Genomic DNA, 21,672 nt, shown 5'->3' on the forward strand with positions numbered 1-21,672 from the left:
CAGCGCAGCGAAGTGAAAAGCCGGGGGGCTCATAGTTTCTGCGCCATGTCCACGATCTCGATGCGTCCTTCTTCCAGGTCGACGCGGCTTCGCATCAGGAACTCCAGCGGCACCGGCTGCGCCCACAGCATGCCGCGTATCTGCAGGCCGATGCTGTTGTGGGAGTCCAGTGCCGGGCCTTCCATGACGAGTTCCACTTCGAGTGTGCGGGACAAAATGCGCGGCTCGAACTGCAGGATTGCGTTCTTCAAAGCCTGTTCCATGCTGACACGCTGCACCGACGAGGTGAACTGGCCAGACAGCATAGGCAATCCGTAGTTGATGACCGAGCGCGCCGCGTTCGGGTACTGCCTGTCGTCCATCGAGAGGCCGTAGCCGGTGGCGTTGAACAGCCAGCCCAGGTCGCGCAGCACGGCCTGGCGCAGCGCCTGCCTGGTGAGGGTGCGCTTCTCGTCGCCCTCCTTCTTCTCGTCGGGCGCATGGTCGACGAGGCGGTCGAGCAGCGAGGGCTGCAGCCGCTCCTGCGCGGTGAGCTCAGCCATCGACGTCGCCCTTGCCTTCGTCTTCCGCGGCAGCCGGCGTGAAGAGAATTTCGCGCACGTCCATCAGCGCATGCTCGCTGCCGTCGCTGCTGCTCAGCACGCGCTGGCCGTGGCCGGCCCACACCTCCGGCCGCAGCTCGCGCCACTCGGTCTTGCGCGCGAGAAGCAACTCGCCGTCCTCGGTCTTCTCTGTGCCTTCGTAGCGCGTGGGAATCAGCGCGAGCGTTTCGCCGCCGTTCTCGAACTGCAGGTGCGCGGGCATCCACACGCAGTCGCGCAGGTCTTCGGGCGGCTCGATCTTGATGTGCGCAAGGCGCGCATACGGAACCCAGTAGTACTTGCCGTTGACGAAGGCCTCGAGCACCGGGCCCAGGCGCATGTCGGCATCGGCCAGCCATTCGAAGGGTGCGCCGTCGATGGTGCCGCCGATGGCGGGCGCGCCGTCGAAGGCGCGCTGGCGCAGGTCCTCGGCCAGATCGCTTTCGCCGCGGCCCTGCCGCAGCAGCGACTCGATGAGCAGCGCCAGCCATTCGTCGGGCTGGCCGAAAATCATCGGCGTGCGCTTGCCCGCGAACACGTCGGCGCGCAGGCCCTCGCAGCGCACGGCGTCGCCGTAGACCTGCTTCATGGGCACGGCCAGCGCGTCGAGTTCGGCGGCCACGGTGAGCTGGTTCAGCGCGCGCTCCCACTGGCCCAGCACGCACAGCAGCTGCGCCATGAACACGCGGTGCTTGCTGTCGGCGGGCCTGGCGCGCACATCGTCGCTCAGGGCCTTGAGGGCGGCCGCGGGGTCTGCGGCCTTGATGAGTTCGGCGGCGGTCGTCATGTATGCGGCTCCTGTGGCGTGTCTGCGCTCAGGCGCGCGTGAACTGGCATTCGCGCACCGCGCCACGCGCGCCGGTGGTCTTCTGTGGCGCCGACTTGACCTTGGCCGTGCGGTAGCTGATGGAGATCAGCTCCGAGGGCACGCCCCACTGCCCGCCGGAGTTCAGCACGAGGCGGCAGATGCGCGCGTTCTCCAGCGCCAGCTCGAATGTCGACTGCGCATCGGTCGAGCGCTCGTCGCCGCCGGACTTGAAGACGCTGATGACGACCTTCAGGTCTTTCTCCTGCGCGCGCAGCAGGCTGGCGATGGTGGCGGTGGCCGCGTCGCTGCGGCGCGCGACGATCAGGTTGTTGGGCACCACCTGGTTCTGCGCCGAAGACTCGGGCACCTGCACCGACCAGTAGTAGCCGCCGATGCTCAGCCGTGCCTTGCCGTCGTCGAAGGCGCGCTCGAGTTCGCCTTCGACCGGCGCGCCCTTGTTCTCGATCATCATGACCAGGTCGGTGCCGGTCGAGCCTGTACCGATCAGTTCATAGAACCGCCGGGCGTCTTCAGGGCTCCAGGAGCCGTCTTCTACAAATGCCATGTCACCTCCGGGTGCTTTGGAAAAAAATTCGAACCGGCGTCACGGCCGGGCTCCGTCGGCGGGCGCGCCGCCGTTCCTGCGCAGCAAGGCCGCGAACACCTGCCGCTCGCGTTCGCCACTGCCGGCCGGCGGCTGGCCGCCGCGCACGCGCACTTCCGACAGCTCGGCCTGCGCCGACGCCACGCCGAACAGGCGCGGCGCGCTGTAGGGCGCGGCGGGCACGGCCATGACGAGCAGGCGCGCGTCGCCAGGCGCATCGAGCCAGGGCAGGTCGAAGCGGCGGGCCGAAGGCTGCTCCGGCGTGCCGCGCTTGAAGCGGTTGGTCTCGCCCGACGTGTCTGGATAGACCGGCTGCAGGTTGCCGCGGCCGTCGATGCCCGCGACGACCAGGTCGATCGAACGGCCGCTGGTGTTGCGCACGGTCAGCCGCAGGCGCTCACCCGTGCGCAGCGCGGGCAGCGCACCCGAGGCCTCGTCAACGGAAGCGCTGCGTAGCAGCCGCTCGCCGCTCCAGACTTCGAGCATGGCGTCGAAGCCGTCGAGCCGGCCGTCCTTGCCGTAGTCCTGCAGCCGGGCAAGCCACTTGAGCTGCGCCAGCGACTGCAGGCGGCGGCGCAACGCGGCGGTGTCGGGCAGCACGACGGTGGAGAGCGTGGCGCCGAACAGCGGTGCCAGCAGTTCGATGCGCTGGCCGGAGGGGCCGAGGTCGGTCCAGCGCACGTCGGCGGGCGATGCGTCGTCGGCCGGGCGGATCGCGGCGGGGTAGTCCAGGCTCAGGCCGGCGGGCAAGGGCTTGTCGGCGCGCACGCGCAGGGCGGTCGCGGCCGGTTCGCCGACCGGCGTGATGCTCCAGAAGGCCGCGCCCGACACATCTTTCAGCACAGCGGGCACGGCAAGCCCCGCGCCGCCGGGCGCGACCTGCGCAAGCGTTGCGGGCGCGCCGCGCACGGTGCCGTCCTCCAGCGTCGCGAGCACACGCACCTCCTGCTGCGGCACGAGGCCGTCGAGCAGGCCGGCCTTCACGGCCAGGCTGTCGCCGGTGCGCTGTGCGCGCCACACGGGCCGCGTGGATGCGGGCGCGCCGCTGTTGGCGAACAGCGGCGCATCGAGGTTGCCTTCGGCTACCGGCGACGGCAGCTCGCGCGTGGGAAAGCGCTGCGCGAGCTCGTCGATGACGGGTGGATAGAGCGCGAGCACGCCGTCGAACAGTTCGCGCCAGGTGGCGGGCTTGCGCGACAGCGCCTCCACCACGGCCCAGGTCAGCAGGCCCTGCGGCCGGGCGTCGCGTGAATCGCGCGCGTTGCGTGCCTTGCGGGGCAGGCGCAGCTCCGGCGTGATCTGGTGGCTTTCCGAAGCGAAGAAGGCGACATAGCGGGCGCGCGGCACGGCCTCGGCCGCAGCGGGTGCGGCCATGCCGGAGCGCACGGGCGCATTGCCGCCCCCCACAAGCTGCGTCGCGCGCAGACCGCGCCAGCGCACCTCGTCGTCGGCCGGGCCTTCCGCCGTGGCAGGGGCATCGGCGGCACCGCGCGTCATGGAATTGGCGGCGCAGGTATCGAACACCGAGGCAATGAAGACGTTCTTCGCGAGGAAGGCCTGGATCCAGGCGTCGAAGTCGGCATCGCGCAGGTCGCCGGTCAGCGTGCTGTCGCTGCCGAGCATGCCGCGCACGTCGCGCGCGAGGAAGTTCTCGGACAGGCCGTCGGGCTCCTGGTAGCGCTTGGCCACGTCGCGCAGGCGGGTGCCGTGGCCGGAGAAATACAGCAACACAAAGTCGCCGCTCTTCGACTGCGCGAGCAGCCGCGCGAGCGCGTCTTGGATGGCCTGCGAATCGGGCAAGGCGGCACCGCTCACGCCGTCTGCCAGCACGGTGATGTCGGCCGCGCCGAAGCCCTGCCTGAGTAATGCATCGCGCATGAGCATCACGTCGTTGCGCGGCGCCTGCAGCCACAGGGCCTGCGGCTGGTTGACGAGTTCGGAGACGCCGACGAGCAAGGCGCGCTGCGTGGCGAAGGCGAGGCTGCCGCAGGCGAGCAGCCAAAGCACGAGCAATGCCTGCAGCCAGCGAAGTTGTCTTGCCCCTTCCCCCTCTGGGGGAAGGCCGGGATGGGGGCGGGCGGAGCGCCCATTGGATACGCCGCTTGCCCCCACCCCTGCCCTCCCCCAGCGCGGGAGGGAGAAAGACCAATGCGGGCGGCGCGGTGTCATGGCGGCTCCTGCGCCGGTCCGGCCGACTCGACCAGCGGCGACGCCGCCAGCACAGCCAGCGCATCCACCGGCTCCGGCACGCGCAACCGCCACGCGCCGTTGCCGCCAGGGCCGCCCACCACGTCGGCCGAGATCGACTGCAGCAGCCGGTCGGCCTCGTCCATGCGCACGCCTTCTTTCCAGCGCACCAGGAGGTCGGCGCGCGTCGGCACGGGCGCCGTGGGCACCGCGCGGAAGCGCACGTCGTCTTCCTCCGCCGCGTCGCGCCCGCCGAGCAATCCGACGTTCTGGATCACCACGCACAGCGCGAGCACCGCGAAGGCCGGGCGCACCCAGCCTTCGGCGCCGAACCAGCGGCGGATGCTGCCCCACCAGCCGCCTTCGGGCCGCTCCTGCGGCCGTACGCGCGGTGCCTCCGCTTCAGGCTGCACCAGCGCGCGGGCCAGCTGCAGCCCCGCGTTGCGGTACAGCGCCTGGTAGTCCGCGCGCGGGTCCTGCGGTCCGAGCGGCGTGCCCGACAGCACAGGGAACGCGCCACCGGCCACGCTGCGCAGCGCGATGCGCCCCGGCTCCGGCGCGATGGACAGCGCCGCATGCGCGGCCCACTCGTCGTGCACCGCGCGGATCGCCGCGAGCCGCGTGGCCGACACCTCGCCGAGCACGCGCGCGCACAGGCGCGGGCTGGGCTCCAGCGTGAGCACGTTCCAGGCCTGGATCACGCCGAACATCGGCTCGAAAGGCTCGTCCTCGGGCTCCAGCAGCACGTCGAATGCACTGGCCCAGTCGGCCTCGCCCGCGGCCATCCAGCCTTGCCAGAGTTCGCCGTGGATGCAGCGGTCGAGCAGCACGCCGAGCAGCCGCCCCTCATGCACCACGCTCACGAGCCGGCCCGGCGCCCAGCGCGCCGGAAATGCGCGCAGCGCCACCGCCTCGCGGCGCCGCGCCAGTTCGGCCAGCGGCAGCAGCAGGCTGGACATGGCGGGCATGCGCACGGGCTTGCCACCCGTTGCGGGTGTCGCACCCGGCATGGCCACGACCGCGAGGCCGGGCTCTTCATCCGCGCCGTCCTCGGGCACGGCCGAGCCGGTTTCGAGCGCGTTGCGGATCACGCTGAGCGGGGGCCAGAGTTCGGTGGGCATGGCGTCTGTTCCTGAATGGCTATGTCTTCAGGCGTAAGACGCTTCAGCACCGAGGATTTTGAAAACCTGCAGGATCGCGTCCATGTTGCCGGGCTCGATGGCGATGCCCAGCGTCTGCTGCAGCCAGCCGCCGAGCCGGGTCTTCGCATAGTCCGCGGTCATGCCCTCGCGCTTGTGCACCAGGCCCAGCCGGCCCGCGCGGTAGTGGTACGACGCGATGGCATGGCGCGAGGCGATGCCCGACAGCCCGCCGTCGGCCTCCTTGCCGAAGCCCTCGCACAGCAGGATGCGCTCGGGCTCCGGCAAGTCCGCGATGAATGCACGCGCGGCCAGCTGCACGGCCTTCATGCTCAGGCCGTGCTCGGCAAGGCAGCCTTCGAGGTCTTCGCCCGCGCCCACTTCGTCTTCCAGCTGCGCCTCGGTGATCTGCTCGCCGATGGACAGCTTGCGGCGGAACGCGCTGGCGCGCGTGCAGTCGATCAGGTAGCGGCGGAAGTACGCGCACAGCGCGAATGCGGTCGAAGGCGCGCTGTGGCTCGCGCGCTCTTCCGAATCCCCGGGGTCGGCATCGAGCCGCAGCACCTTGACGTAGATGAACTGCGCCACCAGCTCCTGCCGCCCCTCGCCCAGCACCTGCAGCTCCGGCGGATTGCATGCCGAGAGCGCCTCGCCAACGATGCGGTACATGGCGCCCATGTCGTTCGCGGACAGCGTCTGCCTGCGCCGCCAGAGGCGGACGAGTTCACTGCTTTCCGAAGACGACAGGGTTTCCTGCATGAGCTCAGCGGCCGCCGCCGGGCCGCCCCAAGTCAGGCCGCGCCTCCCCCCCGGGGGGTGGAGTTACACGAGCGCAGCGAGTGAAAAGCCGGAGGGCAGACATGGCTAGTCGTCGACGCAGCTGCCTTCGGAAGGCACCAGGCATTGGGGCAGGTTCGCGCCCACCGGCCCGCCGCGCGTGCGGATGGCCGACGACGTGGCCGCCTGCGCCACGGCCAGGCCGCGCGGCAGCAGGATCCACAGCTGGCCGCGCTCCTTCATGCGGCGCGCGTTGGTCGCGGCCTGCTGGCCGTTGCCGAAGAAGTAGTCGGCGCGCACAGCGCCGCGAATGGCGCCGCCCGTGTCCTGCGCGATGGTCAGGCGCTGCATCGGCGCGCCGCTGCCCGGCGTGCGGGTCGAGACGAACACCGGATAGCCCAGCGGCGTGCTGCGCGGATCGACCGCGATGGAACGCCCCGCCGACAGCGGCACGCCGAACGCGCCCACCGGCCCGCCGACCGGCGAGGTGGCTTCCTTGAAGAAAACATAGCTCGGGTCCTTGATGCCCGAGCCCGCGACCGCGCCGGCCGCGCGCCGCCCCGGCACCACCACCGCGCCGCTGGCGACCGGCCGCGCGAGCGTGAAGCCGCGCGTGCGGATGGTGCTGTTGTCGACCGCACCCACATCGTCGTCGTCGCCGTCGTCCAGCTGCAGCTCGATGGACGAGCCGCGCACCTTCACCGGGCTGCGCGGCTTGCCGTTGGCGGCCTGTGCCAGCGTCGGGCGGAAGGGCTGGCCGTTCTGCTCGGCGTAGGCCACGCGGATCAGCTCGCCGCTGGGCAGCTTGATGCGGCCCGAGCCCTGGATCTGCATTTCGTACAGCGCGCTGGCGCTGCTCACGAAAGCCAGCACCTTGGCGTTAGGCGCGCCCTTGGTCTCGATCTCCTCGCGCGTGTAGTACGGCAGCAGTTGCTTGCCCTCGATACGCAGCCGCACCTTGCGGTCGAGGGTGTCGCGCGAGACGGCCGACAGGTCGAGCGCATAGAGGCCCGGCGCGCCCATGTCGCGCGTGCTCAGGCCGGTCTGCACCACCACGTTGCGCCCATCCACCCGCGCGGCCACCGTGCCGTTGCCGGCCGGCAGCTTGCGCGCGTCGGCGAACAGCATGTCCTCGGGCTGGCCGTAGACCGGGTAGATGAAGGGCGCGCCGTACTGCCGGCTGCCCGCGATCTCGGGCTCGAAGTAGCCGGTGACCACGCCGTCCGGGCGGCGGTCGTCGTCGCGGATCTGGTAGGCCGAGAACTCGCCCTCGAAGAAGCCCCGAATCGCGTTGTTGTTCCTGCCGTCGACCTTGAGCGCGCGCGCGCACACCTCCTTCCATTCGGCGCCGCGCCCGGTCAGCACCTTGCAGCTGCCGAGGAAGGCGGGCCAGCTTTCTGAGAAGTCGTCGCGCGACCAGCCCGGCACCGAGTCGAAGCCGACCGATGTGTAGGTGGCGAGCTGGGTCGAGAAGGTGCGCGCCTGGCCGGCCACGCTGGCGCCGGTGGGCGGCGGCGGGCGCGAGGCGGCGGCGGTGTCGGGCGTTGCAACCGCGGTGTCGGTCTGTGCCGGTGGCGGCGCGGCGCAGCCGGCCAGTGAAGCGACGGCAGCGGCGACGCTCCAGCGAAGAAGCGTGGCGGCGAGGCGGGGGGTCGGGCGTGGCGGCAGTGAGGGGTGCATGGAGGTCTCCTGGTCCGGAAAAGGGAGCCCTCGCGCAGAGGGCCGGCGCTCTGCAGACGATTACTTCTCGACGATTTTGAAATTCGCGACGCCATAGACGTCGTTGCACGGCGCGCTGCCGGGCGCGCACACCGGCTTGCCCAGCAGCGGCGAAGGACCGGTGCCGCGCGTGGCTTCGAGCGCGGCCAGCACCGGCAGCGGGAACACCGGGAACACGCCGTCGTTCTGCACGCCGGCGGCACTGAAATCGCGCTCGTGCTCGCTCACCAGCACCGCGAACTGGTCGGTGCCGGGCGGGCCGCCCGCGTCCATCGGCCACGAGGCGCGCGGCAGCGAGAGCGAGCCGCCGGCGGTGATCTTGTTGTACTTGTCGAGCAGGTTCGGGAACAGCAGGAACATCTCGCCGCCGCTGGACAACAGGAACACGTAGACGAAGCCCTCGCGCTTGCTGCGGACCTCGAACGCGAGCCGGTCCTTGCCGACGGTGACCTCGGGCTTCTTGGGCGCGGCGGTCACGTCGAAGCCCGGTGCCGCGCCGGCGGCAAGCGACTGCAGCGATTCGAGCGGCGTGCGCGGAGCCGGCGCGGGCGCGGGAGGCGGCGGCGGCGCAGGCGGCGGCGGTGCCTCGGCGACCTTGGTGTCGGGCGGTGGCGCTGGTGTCGGCGCGACGGCGGCCTGCTTGCTGTTCGTGCCGGCTTCCGGGCCGCCACCCGTGCGGCCCTGCAGGAACCACCAGCCGCCACCGGCCACGGCCGCGAGGGCGACGGCCGAGGCGATCACGGTGGCAGTCTTCCTGCCGGCGGGCGCGGGAGACGATGCCTTTGCATTGCCCGGCTTGCCCGTGGCTTTACCGCTGCCCACGATGACGGTCGCCGCGTCTGCAGCAGCATTGCCGCCGCCACCTTGAACGCGTGGCGGCTGCGTGCGCGGCACGGGCGCGACGGTGTTGCCCGCATCGAGGTCGAGCGCAGCGCGCAGCTCCGCCATCGACTGCGGCCGCTGCTCGGGCCGCACGCCCAGGCCCGCGTCGATGGCCTCCAGCAGCCGCAGGCTGTAGCGCTGCCGCAGGATGTCGTTGCCCGCGAGCGGCACGTAGCTGTCCGACAGCAGGCGCGCCACCGAAGGCGGCGGCGCGCGTCCGCACACGGCCACATGCATCACCGCCGCGAGCGCATAGACGTCGGTCCACGCGCCCTGCGACATGTCGGGCATCTCCGCGTACTGCTCGATGGGCGCATAGCCCGGCTTGAGGATGACGGTGATCGCCTGCGTCTTGTCGGTGATCACGCGGCGCGCGGCGCCGAAGTCGAGCACCACCGGCCGGCCGGAGCCTTCGAGCAGGATGATGTTGTCGGGCGCGATGTCGCGGTGATAGCAGTTGGCGCTGTGCATCACCGCCAGCGCCTGCGTGACGCCGTCCATGATGCGGATCAGCCATGCCTCGTCTACGCCTGCGGGGATGGCGACCAAAGCCTCTCTCAGCGTGTCGCCCCTGTAGAAGGGCATGACCATGTAGGTGGTGCCTTTTTCTTGCCAGAAGCGGTAGACCTTCAGGAGCGACGGGTGGTCGAACTGGGCGAGCAGGCGGGCTTCGTTGATGAAGCTGCGCATGCCGAGGTCGAAGGTTTCCCTGTGTCTTTCGGACAAGGGGACCACGGTGCCGTCCTGCTGTCTTGTGGACAGTGACGTGGGGAGGTATTCCTTGATCGCTACCACGCGTTCGAGGGTGTGGTCCCAGGCTTCGTAGACTACGCCGAAGCCGCCCTGGCCTATGACTCTGGTGACTTCGAATTCGGCCAGGCGGCTGCCTACTGGGAGCAGGCCGGCGTCGGTGCTTCCCGTGGCGGGGCTGGTGACTGGCTGAGCTGCTGCACCGGCTGTGATGACAGTGGCGGATTGGTCTGCAGTTGTTGTTGACCGGGGGACTACTCGGGTCCGGTCGTCGTTGGAGTCGGTCATTGACTGGCTCCTTTTTGAACTTTGCTTTTGGTTTGCTTTCCGGGGCCGGGATATCCGCCCGGCGGCGGACTCACTTTCTTTTGCTTCGCCAAAAGAAAGTAAGCAAAGAAAAGGCGACCCCACTGTCTGCGACCCTCCGCTTCGCTACGGGCAACCTGCGGTGCTCGCGTTTCGCGGGGTCTCGCAGAACTCGCTTCGCTCAAACAGCTGCGAGCCCTGATCCGCGAAACGCTCCGCTCCTCGGCGCAGCCAGAGGGGTGGGAGCGGGAACCGACACGGGCCTTTGCTTCGCTCGGCCCTATGTGGCGCAGCCGCTGCGCGGCTGCGCCGTTCGCGCCGAGCGCAGCGATGGCGTGTTCGGTTTCCAACTCCCTTCTGGCTGCGCCGAGGAGCGCAGACGTAGGCGGGATCAGGGCCGCAGCTGTTTGAGCGAAGCGAGTTCTGTGGACCCCCGCCGTAGTCGAGCACCGCAGGTTGCCCGCAGCGAAGCGGAGGGACGCAGACAGCAGGGTCGCCTTTCTTTTGCCTACTTTTCTTTGGCGAAGCAAAGAAAAGTAGGTCGCCCGCCGGGGCGAGACCCGGCCTCGGAACACAAGACGAAGAGAGGCCTTCATCTCACTCCTCCTGCGCAAAGCCAAGAAAAAGCGCATCGAACTTTTCATCGACCGGCAGCCCGTCGCAAGCCATCCGTACCCCGGCTTCGCCAGCAGGATCACCAAGCCAAAGAGACGCCCCCTCCATCGGCAGCTCAAGCACCTCCACACGCACCGCGCGCACAGCCTCACCGGCAGGAAGAAACACCCGCTGCAGCACAGCATCGAACCGCAGCGCATCCAGATCTCCTTCAAGCCCTTCAAGCGCAGCCTGAGTAGCCCGAATCCACCACTGCAGCGCGGCAATCAACGCCTCGCCGCGGAGATCCGTCCCGGCGGATCCATCCAGCTCCACAGCCAGCGTGAAAGGAAAGTACCGCCCCACCCCATCCACGGAAGGCATCAACACCCCGATCCACCCACGCTCGCCAGCGACCCCAGGCCCCAGCGCAAAGCACCAGATCGGCGCCTCCAGATACCGCTCCATCCAATCGGCATGCCGGTCCTTCAGCCGCGCCAGCCCACGCTGCAGCCACTGGTCCCACACGGAACGAAACGCTTCGGGCAAACGACGATGCGCAAAGTCCCCCATCCCCGGCAACTTGCCGAACCACCCTGGCAGGTCCGCCGAGGCAAAGATGGAAGAAGCTGCGCTCACAGCCCCTCCGGACAAGAAAACTCCCGCAGCTCGCGCAACCGGATCGGATGCTGCACGCTGTTGGTGGTCACCTCGAATCGCGTCTTGCGAGCGCCGATCTGGAAGGTGATGAAAAATTTCTCCGGCGCATCGCCCGCTTCGAGCTGCCCGTCGTCGAGCGCACGGAACAGGGCCCAAGGTCCGTCCACAGCCGCGCCCGAACTGCCAGTGGTCGAAGGCGGGCTCACCTGGATGCGCACCTGGTTGCTGCCCTTCGGCCCCGGCCACTGCACCGCCATAGGCACCACGGGACCATGCGCGTACTTCACGAGCTGGCCGTCCACGTCGAGGATGAACTGGGTGATGCCTGCGTCCATCTCCACCGGCTTGAAGTCCAGCCGCATCGACGGGCCCCGGCCGCCGCCGCGGAAGAAGATGTCCTTGATGCGCGCCGCGCGTTCGAACTGCGCGAGCGCCTGCGTGGTGATCGCGCCGCGCTCGGCCACGGGCTTGTAGCGCCAGGGCCGGGTGCTGGTGTCGACCAGCGCGGCCAGGCGCTTCTGGAAGAAGTCGTCCATCAGGCCGCCGGGGCCGAACATCTGGCCGAAGTCTTCGGGCAGCACGTCGCGCTTGCTGTTGCCCACGAACGGGTAGCGGCCCGCGATGGCGCGCGCGCAGAACTCGGCCACGGGGCGCAGGTCCTGGCTCAGGTTGCCGCGCTCCGCCGTCTGCGCCTGCGCGGCGCCGGACTGGCTCAGGTTCTCGACCATCGAGCGCACGGGCTCGGGCAGCCGGCCCGCGTCCGACTTGAGCTTGCCCGCCACGTCGCCGGGCGGCGGCGAGGTGCGGCCCTTCACTGCCGTGTCGACCGCGTTGAGGTACACGTACACCTCGTTGAAGAGCTTGAGCGCATCGTCGATGGGCGCCGGCTGGTTGGGGCCGCCGGCGGTGACGAGGCGGCGCAGCGGCTCGAAGCGGTCGTCCACGATGCTCTCGATGCGCTTGCCCGGTGCCACCTGGCGGCCGGGGTCGCTGCCGAACAGGTCTTCCAGGCCCTTGCGCGTGTTGCGCACTGTCTCGGTCGCCTTGCTGACCACGTCCTTGTTGGCGTCGGCCGCCGGTATCAGCGTGGTCTGCCTGACCACCGCGCGCAGGAAGTTCGCGAGCGGGGAATCGACGCCCGAGAGAATGCGCGCGGTCTCGATGTTCTTCTCCAGGCCGGTGGCGCGAATCAGGCGCACGTCGGCGAGCAACGCTTCCCACTGCTTGACGTATTCCTCCAGGTAGAGGCGGCGCACGCGGTCGGTCAGCGCGCCGAGCGCGGCCACGTCGCGCAGGCGGTCGGCGGCGTTGCGGTCTTGCCCCAGCACCCACGGGTCTTCGTTGGCGAGCAGGCCGGTGAGCACGGTCACTTCGTTCTGGAAGCGCTTGTGATAACCGTCGTAGGTGAACATGCCCGGCACGCCCTCGGTCAGCGGCTTGCCGCTGATGCGCTCGAACACCAGCGGACCCGAGGGACCGGTGGCGGTGGCCACGCTGAAGGCCGGGATGTCCTTGGTGGCGCGCTGGCGCTTCAGGCGGCTGAACACGCGCTGCTCCAGCGGGTAGCTCGCGAGCACGGCGCGCACGCTGCGCACCAGGTTCTCGTCCATCTTCAGCGGCGAGCGCGGCGGGCCTTGGGCGATCAGCACGTCGAGCTGGTCTTCGAGCGCCTTGCGCTGGTCTTCGGGAATGCCGCGATCGAGGTTGCGCGACCAGTCGAGCGTGATCCAGGCCTTCAGCGCCTCGGGGTCGAAGTGCTCGGACTGGTAGAGCATCAGGTAGCTCTTGAGCGCCTCGTAGGTGTACTCGAGGTTGTCTTTCTGCGCGGTGCGCAGCTGGTCTTCGATGCGCTTGGCGATCTGCGGCAGGAAGGCGTCGTTGAGCGCGCGCTGGTGCGTGAGCATGGCGGCTGCGTCGAGCTTGTCGCCCTGGTAGAGGCCCAGCGTCATCGACAGCGGCTCATTGCCGTCGTGGTTGTCGGGCGTCTTCCAGATGTCGCGCAGGCTCTGCAGCACGGGCGCGACTTCCACCAGGTTCTGCACCCGCGCGGGCAGCGCCGCCAGGTTCTGCCGGGCGGGCTCGACGCGGGCTTCGACCGACTTCAGGTAGTTCATGTTCTGCAGCGTGCTGTAGCCCCAGGCCGCGAGCAGGCCGACGGTGACCAGCGTCATCGCCGTCACGCCGATCACGCGCAGCGTGTGGCGGCGGCGCTCCAGCTTCACGTCGGCACCGGCCAGGCGCTGCTCGGGGAACACCACCTCGCGCAGCAGCGAGGTGAGGAAGTAGCTGCGCCCGCTGCTTTTCTGCGGCGCGAGCATCGCGCGCTCGATGCCGAAGCTGCGCGCCAGGCTGCCCATCACGCGGTCGATCGGGCTGCCTTCCTGCGTGCCGCTGGTGAAGTACACGCCGCGCACCCACGGCGGCTGCGCGAAGCGCGAGCCGGTGAACACCTGCTCCAGCAGGTCGGACAGCAGCGGGCCGACGGAGCCGAACTGCGCCGGAAAACCGAAGATCGCCGCGCGGCGCGTGCCGTCGGTCTCGCGCTGCATGCGCGCGATGAGGCCGTCGTTCACGCGGTTGTGCAGCAGCGCGAACTCTCGGTTGAAGGCCGTGGAGAGACCCTTCTCTTCGACCTGCACGTTCTCGTCCGCCGGCAGCGTGAAGCCGAAGACCTGCGCGCGCTGTTCCTTGCCCAGGTCGTCGAAGTAGTCGGTGAAGCCGTAGAGCAGGTCGCTCTTGGTGACGAGCACGTACACCGGCAGCCGGGTGGTGAGCTTGCTGTCGAGTTCGAGCAGCCGCGCGCGGATCGACGCCGCGAGCTGGCTGCGCGCCTCCGGCCCCTGGCTCAGCAGGTCGGCCACGCTCACGGTCAGGAACACGCCGTTCAGCGGCCGGCGCGGGCGCGCCTTCTTCAGCAGGCCGAGGAAGCCTTCCCATGCGCTCTTGTCTTCCGACTGGTGGCTGTCCTGCGTGGTGTAGCGCCCGGCGGTGTCGATGAGCACCGCCTCGTCGGTGAACCACCAGTCGCAGTTGCGCGTGCCGCCCACGCCGCGAATGGCGCCGGGGCCGAACTTCTCGGCGAGCGGAAAGCTCAGGCCGGAGTTGACCAGCGCGGTGGTCTTGCCCGCACCGGGCGCGCCGATGAACACGTACCACGGCAGGTCGTAGAGGTAGCTGCCGCCCGAGATCGACATCCAGTCGCGCCAGCCCGGCTTCTTGCCGGCCGCATGCAGGCGCATCTGCTTGAGCGTGGCCACGGCTTCGCTGAAGCGGGTATCGAGGATCTTCTGCTCGCCGTTGACGGGCGCGTCGGTCTTGGCGGCGGGCGCCTTCATGAGGCCGTCTGTCAGGTGCTGGCTCGCACGGCGCGCACGCCAGCGGCGGTACAGCGCGCGCAGCACCACGACGAGCACGATGACGCCGATGACGATGGCGCGCGTCATTTCGCTTTCGAGCGGCGCGAGCGAACCGATCTTCACCAGCGGGCCGATCCACCAGACCAGCAGCGCGACGACGATGAGCGCGAGCAGTGTCAGCAGCAGCGGGCTGAACAGGAAGCCGAAGATTTTCTTGATCATTTCGTCGCTCCTGGAACGGGAGCAGCCGATGTGGCGGCAGCGAGCCGGTCGGGTTCGCTCAGCAGCACGATGTCGACGCGGCGGTTCTTCGCGCGGTTGGCGGGCGTGTCGTTGGCGGCCACGGGTTCGGCGTCGGCCTTGCCGTCGGAGCGCATGCGCGCCGGATCGACCAGCGTGCTCAACGCGCCCTTCACCGCGTCGGCACGCGCGGCCGACAGGTGCCAGTTGGACGGATAGCGCAGCGAGCGGATCGGCTGGTTGTCGGAGTGGCCGGTGATCAGCACCTCGCCCTTCACCTCGGCCAGCGCCTGCCCGATGCGGCGCAGCACCGGCAGCGACTGCGCCATCGGCTCGGCGCTGCCGGAGCCGAAGAAGGAATCGCCGCGCAGGCGCACCACGCTGCGATCGGCCTCGTCGGTCACGGTGACCAGGCCCTGCTTGATCTCCGGCTCCAGGAAGCGTGCCAGGCGCGGCGTCTTCGCCGGCAGGGCCGGCGGCGCGATCTGGATGTCGGGCGCGCGCAGGCTCGACACCGCGGCATAGGTGGTGTCGGAGCGGTAGTTGAGCGTGAGCCGCAGGCCGAACCACGCGAGCGCCAGCAGCAGCGCGAAGCCGGCCGCGAACACCCAAAGCGGCAGCGATTCGCGCAGCCGCACCGTGCCCGCGCCCTGCCCGCGCCAGTGCGGAGAAAGCTCGGGCTCGACGGCAGGGCGGTCCTTCGCGATCAGGTCGGCCAGACGCTGGCGCACCGAGTCGAGCTGCGCGCGGCCGTTGTCGACAACACGGTAGCGGCCCTCGAAGCCGAGCGCGAGCACGCTGTAGATCAGCTCCAGAAGCTGGCGGTGCGTGGGCACGTCCTGCGCGAGCTTGGCGAGTAGCTGGAACACCTTCTCTCCGCCCCAGGTCTCGTTGTGGAACTGCACCAGCAGGCTCTGCTTGTTCCAGCCGGCCTGCACGCCCCAGGGCGTGTTGGCCACCGCCTCGTCGAGCGCGGTGCACAGCACGTAGCGCGCGGCAAGCACCGATTCGTTGCTCACGCCGGCGCGGCGCGCATTGGCGTCGAACTGGTTCACCGCATCGGCGGTGGAGGCGCGCAGGGCCGGCACGTTGGGCGGCTGCGCGAGGTTGCGCAATTTGGCCGTAAGCACCAGCAGCTTGCCGGCGGCCGACACCAGCGGGTTGAGCAGCCCCAGTTCGCCGACCTCGGCCGCGGGCGTCGGATCGGCGCCGCCGAAGAACGGCGCAGGCGCGGGCGGCGTGCCACCCGGCGTGCGCGGCTTGGGCTTGATGACCGTGCGTTCGGACTCGAACGCCGAGAAGGGGTCTGGAGTGGTCATGAGCGTATCGCCCAAAAAGCGAGATCGAGGCCGGGGAAATCGCCGGCGATGTGCATCGCGATGCCGCCCGACTGCTCGAGCTGGCGCCACAGGTCGCTGTTGCGTGTTTCGAGCTCGAAGTAGTTGGCACCCGTGTGGAACGGAATCTGGCGCGGCGCGACCGGCATCGGCGTGAGCGTGACGCCCGGCAGCGCCAGGTTCACGAGGTCGCGGATGCGCTCCACCGGGCCGATCTTCACCTGCGTGGGAAAGCGCGCGCGCAGCGCCTCGCCGGGCATGTTCGCGTTCACCGCGAGCACGAAGGTCGCCTTGCGCTGCAGTTCCACGTCCGTCACCATCGCCACGCGCACGCCGTGCTTGCGGTCGTGCAGTTCGATGCGGATCGCCGACTGCTCCAGCACCATCGACAGGCTGCGGCGCAGGTCGTCCATGACCGGGCGGAAGCTCGTCGCGAGGTCGTCGTGGATGTACGGCCCGAAGCGCGCCACGCGGCGCGAATCGCGAAAGCTCGCCAGGTCGCCGGCCAGCCCGAGCGCATGCTCGAAGAAATGTTGCGGATGCAGCATGGCGCTTCTGGCCAGGTGCGCGAACACCGCCTCGTTGCGGTTGACGGCCTGCAGCAGCATGAAGTCGGCGATCTCGGCCACGCCGCCGGTGCCGCCCTGCGTCATGCGGCCGGCAAGCGCCTCGCCGCGCTGGCGCAAGAGGCCCAGCAGTTCGTCGAGCCAGGCGCGGATCACCGCATGGCCGGCCACGTCGAGCAGCGGCGGCAGCATCGCGCGGTCGAGCAGCACCTGGTTGTCGACGCGGCGCTCCAGCACGCGGGCGATGCCGAGCGTGGTCCAGGCATCGGTGGCTTCGCCGGCGCGCATCAGCCGCGTGTGGAGCTGGCCCAGCTGCAGCATGGCGGTGCGCTCGCCGGCGGTGTTGGAGTCGGGCACCTCCGACTCGAGCACGCGGTGGCGCACCAGTTCCTCGTAGTCTTCCGCGTCGGCCTCGCGCGCGCCGGCGCGGCGCAGCGGCAGCGCGAGCACCACGGCCTCGTCGCGCATGCCGGCGGGTATGTCGATGGGCTCGGGCAGCGGGTCGACCGCCGGCATGTCGAACACGGTGCCGTCGCCGAACACGCCCGCCGCCCGCACCAGCGCGAGCTTGCCGAGCGTGAGCGCGGCGGCATCGATCTCGAGCTCGGCAAAGCCCCAGGCGTAGGGCGTGGTCGCGCGCAGCAGCACATGCCGCGCATGGTCGGCATGGCGCTCGCTTTGCTGCAGGTGCTGAGGCTGCAGCAGCATCCCCTCGCTCCACACCACTTTTGTTCGCCAGCTCATCCACGCTCCGTCAACGGCAAGGGTGCCGGAAAAGAAGCACGGAGTTTCAGGCGCGGGACGCGGCGGGCAAATCCGCCTTAAGGCCTAGGCGCGGGGGTTTGGTGGTACGGCGAAGGGACTAGGGCCCGTCGCGGGGCTTCAGCGATTCGGCGCGCGCAATGCCTCGACCTGCTCCGCATAGGTCTTCTCGATGCGCTGCAGCCGCTGTTCGCGCGCGGCCTCGTTGACCCACGACGCGGCCATGGCGCGCTGCTTGCCCAACTGGTACTCCAGCCGGGCTTCGGGCAGCAACGCGCTGTCGTCGGCCTCTACGTAGCCGTAGCCCGCGCGCAGGTTCTTCAGCACCTCGCGCTCGGCATCGCCGCGCGGGCCCTTGGCCTTGCCGTAGCCGGTCAGGAAGTTCTGCAGCCGCGCCTGGAACTCGGGCGGGTAGCTGCGCCGCACCACCATCGGCGCGCCCGGCGGCGGCTCGGACTCCCACACCACCTGCAGCCGCTCGGCCTCCACCGGGAACTGCTGCCTGAAGCGCTCGAAGTCGGTGGTGTTGTTGGTGGCCACGTCGGCGTCGCCGTTGGCCACGGCGAGCGCGGTGGCTTGGTGGGTGCCGACGAACTCGCTGAGGAAGCGGGTTTCCATCTGGATGTTGTTAGGCAGGAAGAACTGGCTCTGCGGCACGATGAAGCCGGTCACCGAGCGGCTGTCGCCGCGCGCGAGCCGCCAGCGCTGCGGCTCGGCGAGCAGCCCGGCCAGCGTGTTGAGAGGCCCGGCCTTGCGCATGAGCAGCACCGCCCGGTGCTGAGGAATCCCGGGCTGCTTGGCGATCTGCGCCACCACCTTCATGCGCCTCTGCATCACGGCGTCGAGCGCCATCTTGGCCGACAGGAAGGCCATGTCGATCTCGTCGCGGCCGATGGCGCGGTCGAGCTCTTCATACGACGGCACCGAATACGCGCTGACGGGAAGGCCGAGCGAGCGGCTCATGTCGGCCATCAGCGGCGTCCACAGCGCCCGCGACTCGACGGTGCCGCCCAGCGGCAGCACGCCGAAGCGCACTTCGCGCAACACACCGGGCACGCCCTTGGCGGGCACCGGCGGGGCGGGCGGCGCCGCATTGGCGCCCTGCGCGGTGGCCGTGGCGGGCACTGCCAGCATCGCGGCCGACGCGGCGAGCAGCAGCGTCGCGGCAAGCAGGCGCACGGCCGGGCGGGACATCAGGGGGTCACGTCCTTGAGCACGCCGACCTGCTCGGCGTAGCCACTGTCGATGCGCTGCAGGCGGGCTTCGCGCGCGGCGTCGTTCACCCACTGCGCGGTCATGGCGTTCTGCCGGGCCAGTTGCCAGGCCAGCCTGGCGGCGGGCTCCAGCGAGCTGTTGTCGGCCGGCAGGAAGCCGGCCAGGTCGTGCAGCGACTTGAGCACCACCCGCTCGGCGTCGCCGCGCGGACCCTTGGCGCGGCCGTAGCTGGTCAGGAAGACCTGCACGCGCTTGCGCAGCTCGGGCGGGTATTCGCGCCGCACCACGATCTGCGCATGCGGAATGAGGTCCGACTGCCACAGCACCTGCAGCCGCTCGGCCTCGGCCGGAAAGCGCTGCTTGAAGCGCTCGAAGTCGGCCGTGTTGTTGGTGGCCACGTCGGCCTCGCTGTTGGCCACGGCCAGCGCGGTGGCCTGGTGGGTGCCGACGATCTCGCTGAGGAAGCGCGTCTCCATCGCGATGTGGTTCGGCAGGAAGAGCTGCAGCTGCGGCACGATGAAGCCCGACACCGACTGCTTCTCGCCGCGCGCCAGCCGCCAGCGCTCGGGCTGGGCCAGCAGGTCTTTCAGCGAATTGAAGGGCGGCGCCTTGCGCGCCAGCAGCAGCGCGCGGTAACCGGGCAGGCCGTCGTGCCGCACCACCTGCGCCACCACCTTCATGCGGCGCTGGGTGACGGCGTCCAGCGCCATCTTGCCGGACAGGAAGGCCATGTCGACCTCGTCGCGCTGGATGGCCTGCTCCAGCGCCTCGTACGAATTGACGGACAGCACGCTCACCGGCCGGTCGATGGCGCGGCTGAGTTCGGCCAGCAGCGGGTCCCAGTCGCTGCGCGACTCGAAGGCACCGCCCAGCGGCAGGATGCCGAAGCGCACCGGCGGCTCTCGCGCGGTGCCCTGGGCAGAGGCGAGCAACGGCGCCAAGCCAACGAGCAAGCCCATCGCCGCCGCGCGCAGGGCAACTGGAAACAGGGCAGTAAGGCGCAATGAAACCAGCATTTTCTTGACCGGATGGCATGGGTTCGCCGAAGGGCGGCGGGTCTGACATGGGCTGTGCGGACGCCATTAAATAGCAATTGCGAGCAACTTTCGTGATGTTTTTCCTGCTTCCCTGTTCGCTCCGGCACCCCTAAGCTCGGACCTCCATGCGTCCGAAGCCCTCATGAACTGGAACTTCCGCGTCCTCCGCGGGTTGGCCCGCCTCACTTTCGCGCAGCAGCTGATCCTGCTGGCGCTGGTGCCGGCGGCCCTGGCCACGCTGGCGGCCATCGCGGTGCTGACGCGCCAGCACCTGGGCAACCTCACCGAGCTGATGCGGGCCAACGCGCAGACGGTGGCGCTGCAGGTGGCCACGGTGGCGCAGGCCCCGCTGGCGCGCATGGACCGCCGCGCGCTGCAGCGCACCGCGCAGTCGGGCACCTACCAGCCGCACGTGCAGCAGGTGCAGATCTGGACCGAGGACGGCGAGATCGTCGCCAACTCCGAGACCACCGACCGCGCACGCGGCCAGGGCCTGCAGGTGGTGGTGCCGATCGTGGGCGACGACGGCCGCCACAACGGCAAGGTGATGGTCGAGATCAGCCTGGGTGCGGTGGAAAGCGCACGGCGCTCGGTCTGGCTCAACGTGGTGCTGGTGCTGGCCTTCAGCCTGGTTGGCGTGGGCCTGGCGGGCTGGTGGGCGGCGCGCCGCATCAGCGAGCCGATACGTGCGCTGGGCAAGGCGGTCGACCGGCTGGGCGCTGGCGAGGACGCGAGCGTGGTGGTCGAGGGCACGTCGGAGGTGCGCCACCTGCAGCACGGCTTCAACCAGGCAGCGCGCGCGCTGGCCGAGAGCCACCGGCTGCTGCAGAGCCGCATCAACGAGGCCACCGCCGAGCTGGCGCGCAAGAACCAGCAGCTGGAGGTAGCGAGCCAGGCCAAGACCCGGCTGCTGGCCGCCGCCAGCCATGACCTGCGCCAGCCGCTGCACGCGCTCACGCTGTTCTCCGACGGACTGGCCAACGGCGAGACCGACCCGGTGAAGCTGCAGCGCATCGGCCACATCCGCGAATGCGTGGATTCGCTCGACCGGCTGTTCTCCGAACTGCTGAACCTGTCGCAGCTCGACGCCGGCGTGCTGCAGCCGCAGTGGGCCGACTTTCCGCTGGACCGGCTGTTCGACGAGATCAGCCGCAACTTCCGCCCGGTGGCCGAACAGCAGGGCCTGCGGCTGGTGGTGCGCAAGACCGACGTGTGGGTGCGCTGCGACTACGTGATGCTCTCGCGCATCCTGAACAACCTGGTGTCGAACTCGCTGCGCCACACCATCGAGGGCGGCGTGCTGATCGGCGCACGGCGGCGCGGCAAGGGCGTGCGCATCGACGTGGTCGACACCGGCGTGGGCATCGCGCTGCAGCATCAGGCGCGGGTGTTCGAGGAGTTCTACCAGGTAGAGCCCACCGGCAGGCAGGCGGCGCGCGGCGCGCGCGGCATGGGACTGGGCCTGGCCACGGTGCAGCGGCTGGCGGACCTGCTGAACACCCGCGTCGAGCTCAGCTCGAAGCTGCACAAGGGCACATGCGTGCGGGTGCTGGTGCGCTCGGCGCCGGCCGCGCTGCCGGTGCCGGCCCTGTCGGCCGCCCTGGCCGGCGTAGAGGAGGAAGAAAGCCTGGCCAACGTGCGCATCCTGGTGATCGACGATGAGCGAACCATCCTCGAAGGCCTGGCCGTGGTGCTCTCCAACTGGGGCGCCGAGGTGCTGCCCGCGCAGACCCGCGCCGAGGCGCTGGCCATGGCCGACGGCTGGGCGCAGCCGCCCGACGTGGTCATCAGCGACCTGCTGCTGCAGGGCGGCGACAACGGACTCGACGTGATCGCGGCGCTGGAGCGGCACCCGCGCGGCATAGGCCCCGGCACCGCGCGGCTGCTGGTGACGGGCGAGACCAAGCCCGACCGGCTGCGCGAGGTGGCCAACGCGGGCATCACGGTGCTTTACAAGCCGGTGTCGCCGCGCGTGCTGCGCCAGGCCATCCAGGCGCAGCGCGCCGCCGCCGCGGCGCTGCTGGCGGACGTCTGACGACACACCCGGGGTAAGTGCGCGGGTAGTCCGTCGGACATAGGCCGAGCGGCTGCCGCACAGTGATATTCGTCACACGGGCAGGCCGCCGCGGGTACTGACATAAGCCCTCCGCCT

Annotated in this window: 15 protein-coding genes; 1 reads left to right on the forward strand and 14 read right to left on the reverse strand. The window is 70.0% G+C overall.

Features of this window, described 5'->3' with window-relative positions:
• Positions 1-29: 29 nt before the first annotated feature.
• The 14 genes from tssE to phnD all read right to left on the reverse strand — a co-directional run bounded on the left by tssE (position 30) and on the right by phnD (position 19,499).
• Entirely contained in the window at positions 30-542 is a 513-nt protein-coding gene (tssE, locus tag ACQY8B_RS21265; RefSeq protein WP_422088516.1) for a type VI secretion system baseplate subunit TssE, read from the reverse strand.
• Complete coding sequence (locus tag ACQY8B_RS21270) at positions 535-1,368, reverse strand: type VI secretion system accessory protein TagJ (protein WP_422088517.1); 834 nt, start codon at positions 1,366-1,368, stop codon at positions 535-537. The genes tssE and ACQY8B_RS21270 overlap by 8 nt, the downstream gene beginning before the upstream one ends.
• 28 nt (positions 1,369-1,396) lie before the next feature.
• Entirely contained in the window at positions 1,397-1,954 is a 558-nt protein-coding gene (locus ACQY8B_RS21275; RefSeq protein ID WP_422088518.1) for a type VI secretion system tube protein Hcp, read from the reverse strand.
• Between the two features lie 39 nt (positions 1,955-1,993).
• A complete protein-coding gene (locus ACQY8B_RS21280) occupies positions 1,994-4,000 on the reverse strand; it encodes a caspase family protein (RefSeq protein ID WP_422088519.1) in 2,007 nt (668 codons plus the stop codon).
• Between the two features lie 158 nt (positions 4,001-4,158).
• Complete coding sequence (locus ACQY8B_RS21285) at positions 4,159-5,301, reverse strand: hypothetical protein (protein ID WP_422088520.1); 1,143 nt, start codon at positions 5,299-5,301, stop codon at positions 4,159-4,161.
• 27 nt (positions 5,302-5,328) lie between these two features.
• Positions 5,329-5,988, reverse strand: coding sequence for a hypothetical protein (locus ACQY8B_RS21290; protein WP_428744984.1), 660 nt, complete (start codon positions 5,986-5,988; stop codon positions 5,329-5,331).
• 195 nt (positions 5,989-6,183) lie between these two features.
• Positions 6,184-7,776 (reverse strand): murein transglycosylase A, encoded by a 1,593-nt coding sequence (locus ACQY8B_RS21295; protein WP_422088522.1) that lies wholly within the window; start codon positions 7,774-7,776, stop codon positions 6,184-6,186.
• 60 nt (positions 7,777-7,836) lie between these two features.
• Positions 7,837-9,735, reverse strand: a complete 1,899-nt coding sequence (locus ACQY8B_RS21300; RefSeq protein ID WP_422088523.1) for a protein kinase domain-containing protein — start codon at positions 9,733-9,735, stop codon at positions 7,837-7,839.
• A gap of 615 nt (positions 9,736-10,350) precedes the next feature.
• A complete protein-coding gene (gene tagF, locus ACQY8B_RS21305; RefSeq protein ID WP_422088524.1) occupies positions 10,351-10,986 on the reverse strand; it encodes a type VI secretion system-associated protein TagF in 636 nt (211 codons plus the stop codon).
• Positions 10,983-14,585, reverse strand: coding sequence for a type VI secretion system membrane subunit TssM (gene tssM, locus ACQY8B_RS21310; RefSeq protein ID WP_422088525.1), 3,603 nt, complete (start codon positions 14,583-14,585; stop codon positions 10,983-10,985). Before tssM ends, tagF begins: the two co-directional genes overlap by 4 nt.
• Complete coding sequence (locus ACQY8B_RS21315; RefSeq protein ID WP_422088526.1) at positions 14,582-15,922, reverse strand: DotU family type VI secretion system protein; 1,341 nt, start codon at positions 15,920-15,922, stop codon at positions 14,582-14,584. The genes tssM and ACQY8B_RS21315 overlap by 4 nt, the downstream gene beginning before the upstream one ends.
• Positions 15,919-17,250, reverse strand: coding sequence for a type VI secretion system baseplate subunit TssK (gene tssK, locus ACQY8B_RS21320; protein WP_422088527.1), 1,332 nt, complete (start codon positions 17,248-17,250; stop codon positions 15,919-15,921). The genes ACQY8B_RS21315 and tssK overlap by 4 nt, the downstream gene beginning before the upstream one ends.
• A gap of 138 nt (positions 17,251-17,388) precedes the next feature.
• Positions 17,389-18,462 (reverse strand): phosphate/phosphite/phosphonate ABC transporter substrate-binding protein, encoded by a 1,074-nt coding sequence (locus ACQY8B_RS21325; RefSeq protein WP_422088528.1) that lies wholly within the window; start codon positions 18,460-18,462, stop codon positions 17,389-17,391.
• The gene (gene phnD / locus ACQY8B_RS21330) at positions 18,462-19,499 is read right to left on the reverse strand and encodes a phosphate/phosphite/phosphonate ABC transporter substrate-binding protein (protein WP_422088529.1); all 1,038 of its coding nucleotides are present in this window, start codon (positions 19,497-19,499) and stop codon (positions 18,462-18,464) included. The genes ACQY8B_RS21325 and phnD overlap by 1 nt, the downstream gene beginning before the upstream one ends.
• 163 nt (positions 19,500-19,662) lie before the next feature.
• Here phnD and ACQY8B_RS21335 point away from each other — a divergent pair, with 163 nt between their 5' ends.
• Positions 19,663-21,555, forward strand: a complete 1,893-nt coding sequence (locus tag ACQY8B_RS21335; protein ID WP_422088530.1) for an ATP-binding protein — start codon at positions 19,663-19,665, stop codon at positions 21,553-21,555.
• Positions 21,556-21,672: the final 117 nt, after the last annotated feature.

Origin of the sequence: Variovorax sp., assembly GCF_965279555.1 — a bacterium.
Taxonomy (GTDB): domain Bacteria; phylum Pseudomonadota; class Gammaproteobacteria; order Burkholderiales; family Burkholderiaceae_C; genus Variovorax.

What these genes read in the sequence shown, in the direction of transcription:
- tssE (WP_422088516.1), bottom strand. Translation starts at nt 542, where the DNA reads ATGGCTGAGCTCACCGCGCAGGAGCGGCTGCAGCCCTCGCTGCTCGAC.
- ACQY8B_RS21270 (WP_422088517.1), bottom strand. Translation starts at nt 1,368, where the DNA reads ATGACGACCGCCGCCGAACTCATCAAGGCCGCAGACCCCGCGGCCGCC.
- ACQY8B_RS21275 (WP_422088518.1), bottom strand. Translation starts at nt 1,954, where the DNA reads ATGGCATTTGTAGAAGACGGCTCCTGGAGCCCTGAAGACGCCCGGCGG.
- ACQY8B_RS21285 (WP_422088520.1), bottom strand. Translation starts at nt 5,301, where the DNA reads ATGCCCACCGAACTCTGGCCCCCGCTCAGCGTGATCCGCAACGCGCTC.
- ACQY8B_RS21290 (WP_428744984.1), bottom strand. Translation starts at nt 5,988, where the DNA reads ATGTACCGCATCGTTGGCGAGGCGCTCTCGGCATGCAATCCGCCGGAG.
- ACQY8B_RS21295 (WP_422088522.1), bottom strand. Translation starts at nt 7,776, where the DNA reads ATGCACCCCTCACTGCCGCCACGCCCGACCCCCCGCCTCGCCGCCACG.
- ACQY8B_RS21300 (WP_422088523.1), bottom strand. Translation starts at nt 9,735, where the DNA reads ATGACCGACTCCAACGACGACCGGACCCGAGTAGTCCCCCGGTCAACA.
- tssM (WP_422088525.1), bottom strand. Translation starts at nt 14,585, where the DNA reads ATGATCAAGAAAATCTTCGGCTTCCTGTTCAGCCCGCTGCTGCTGACA.
- ACQY8B_RS21315 (WP_422088526.1), bottom strand. Translation starts at nt 15,922, where the DNA reads ATGACCACTCCAGACCCCTTCTCGGCGTTCGAGTCCGAACGCACGGTC.
- tssK (WP_422088527.1), bottom strand. Translation starts at nt 17,250, where the DNA reads ATGAGCTGGCGAACAAAAGTGGTGTGGAGCGAGGGGATGCTGCTGCAG.
- ACQY8B_RS21325 (WP_422088528.1), bottom strand. Translation starts at nt 18,462, where the DNA reads ATGTCCCGCCCGGCCGTGCGCCTGCTTGCCGCGACGCTGCTGCTCGCC.
- phnD (WP_422088529.1), bottom strand. Translation starts at nt 19,499, where the DNA reads ATGCTGGTTTCATTGCGCCTTACTGCCCTGTTTCCAGTTGCCCTGCGC.
- ACQY8B_RS21335 (WP_422088530.1), top strand. Translation starts at nt 19,663, where the DNA reads ATGAACTGGAACTTCCGCGTCCTCCGCGGGTTGGCCCGCCTCACTTTC.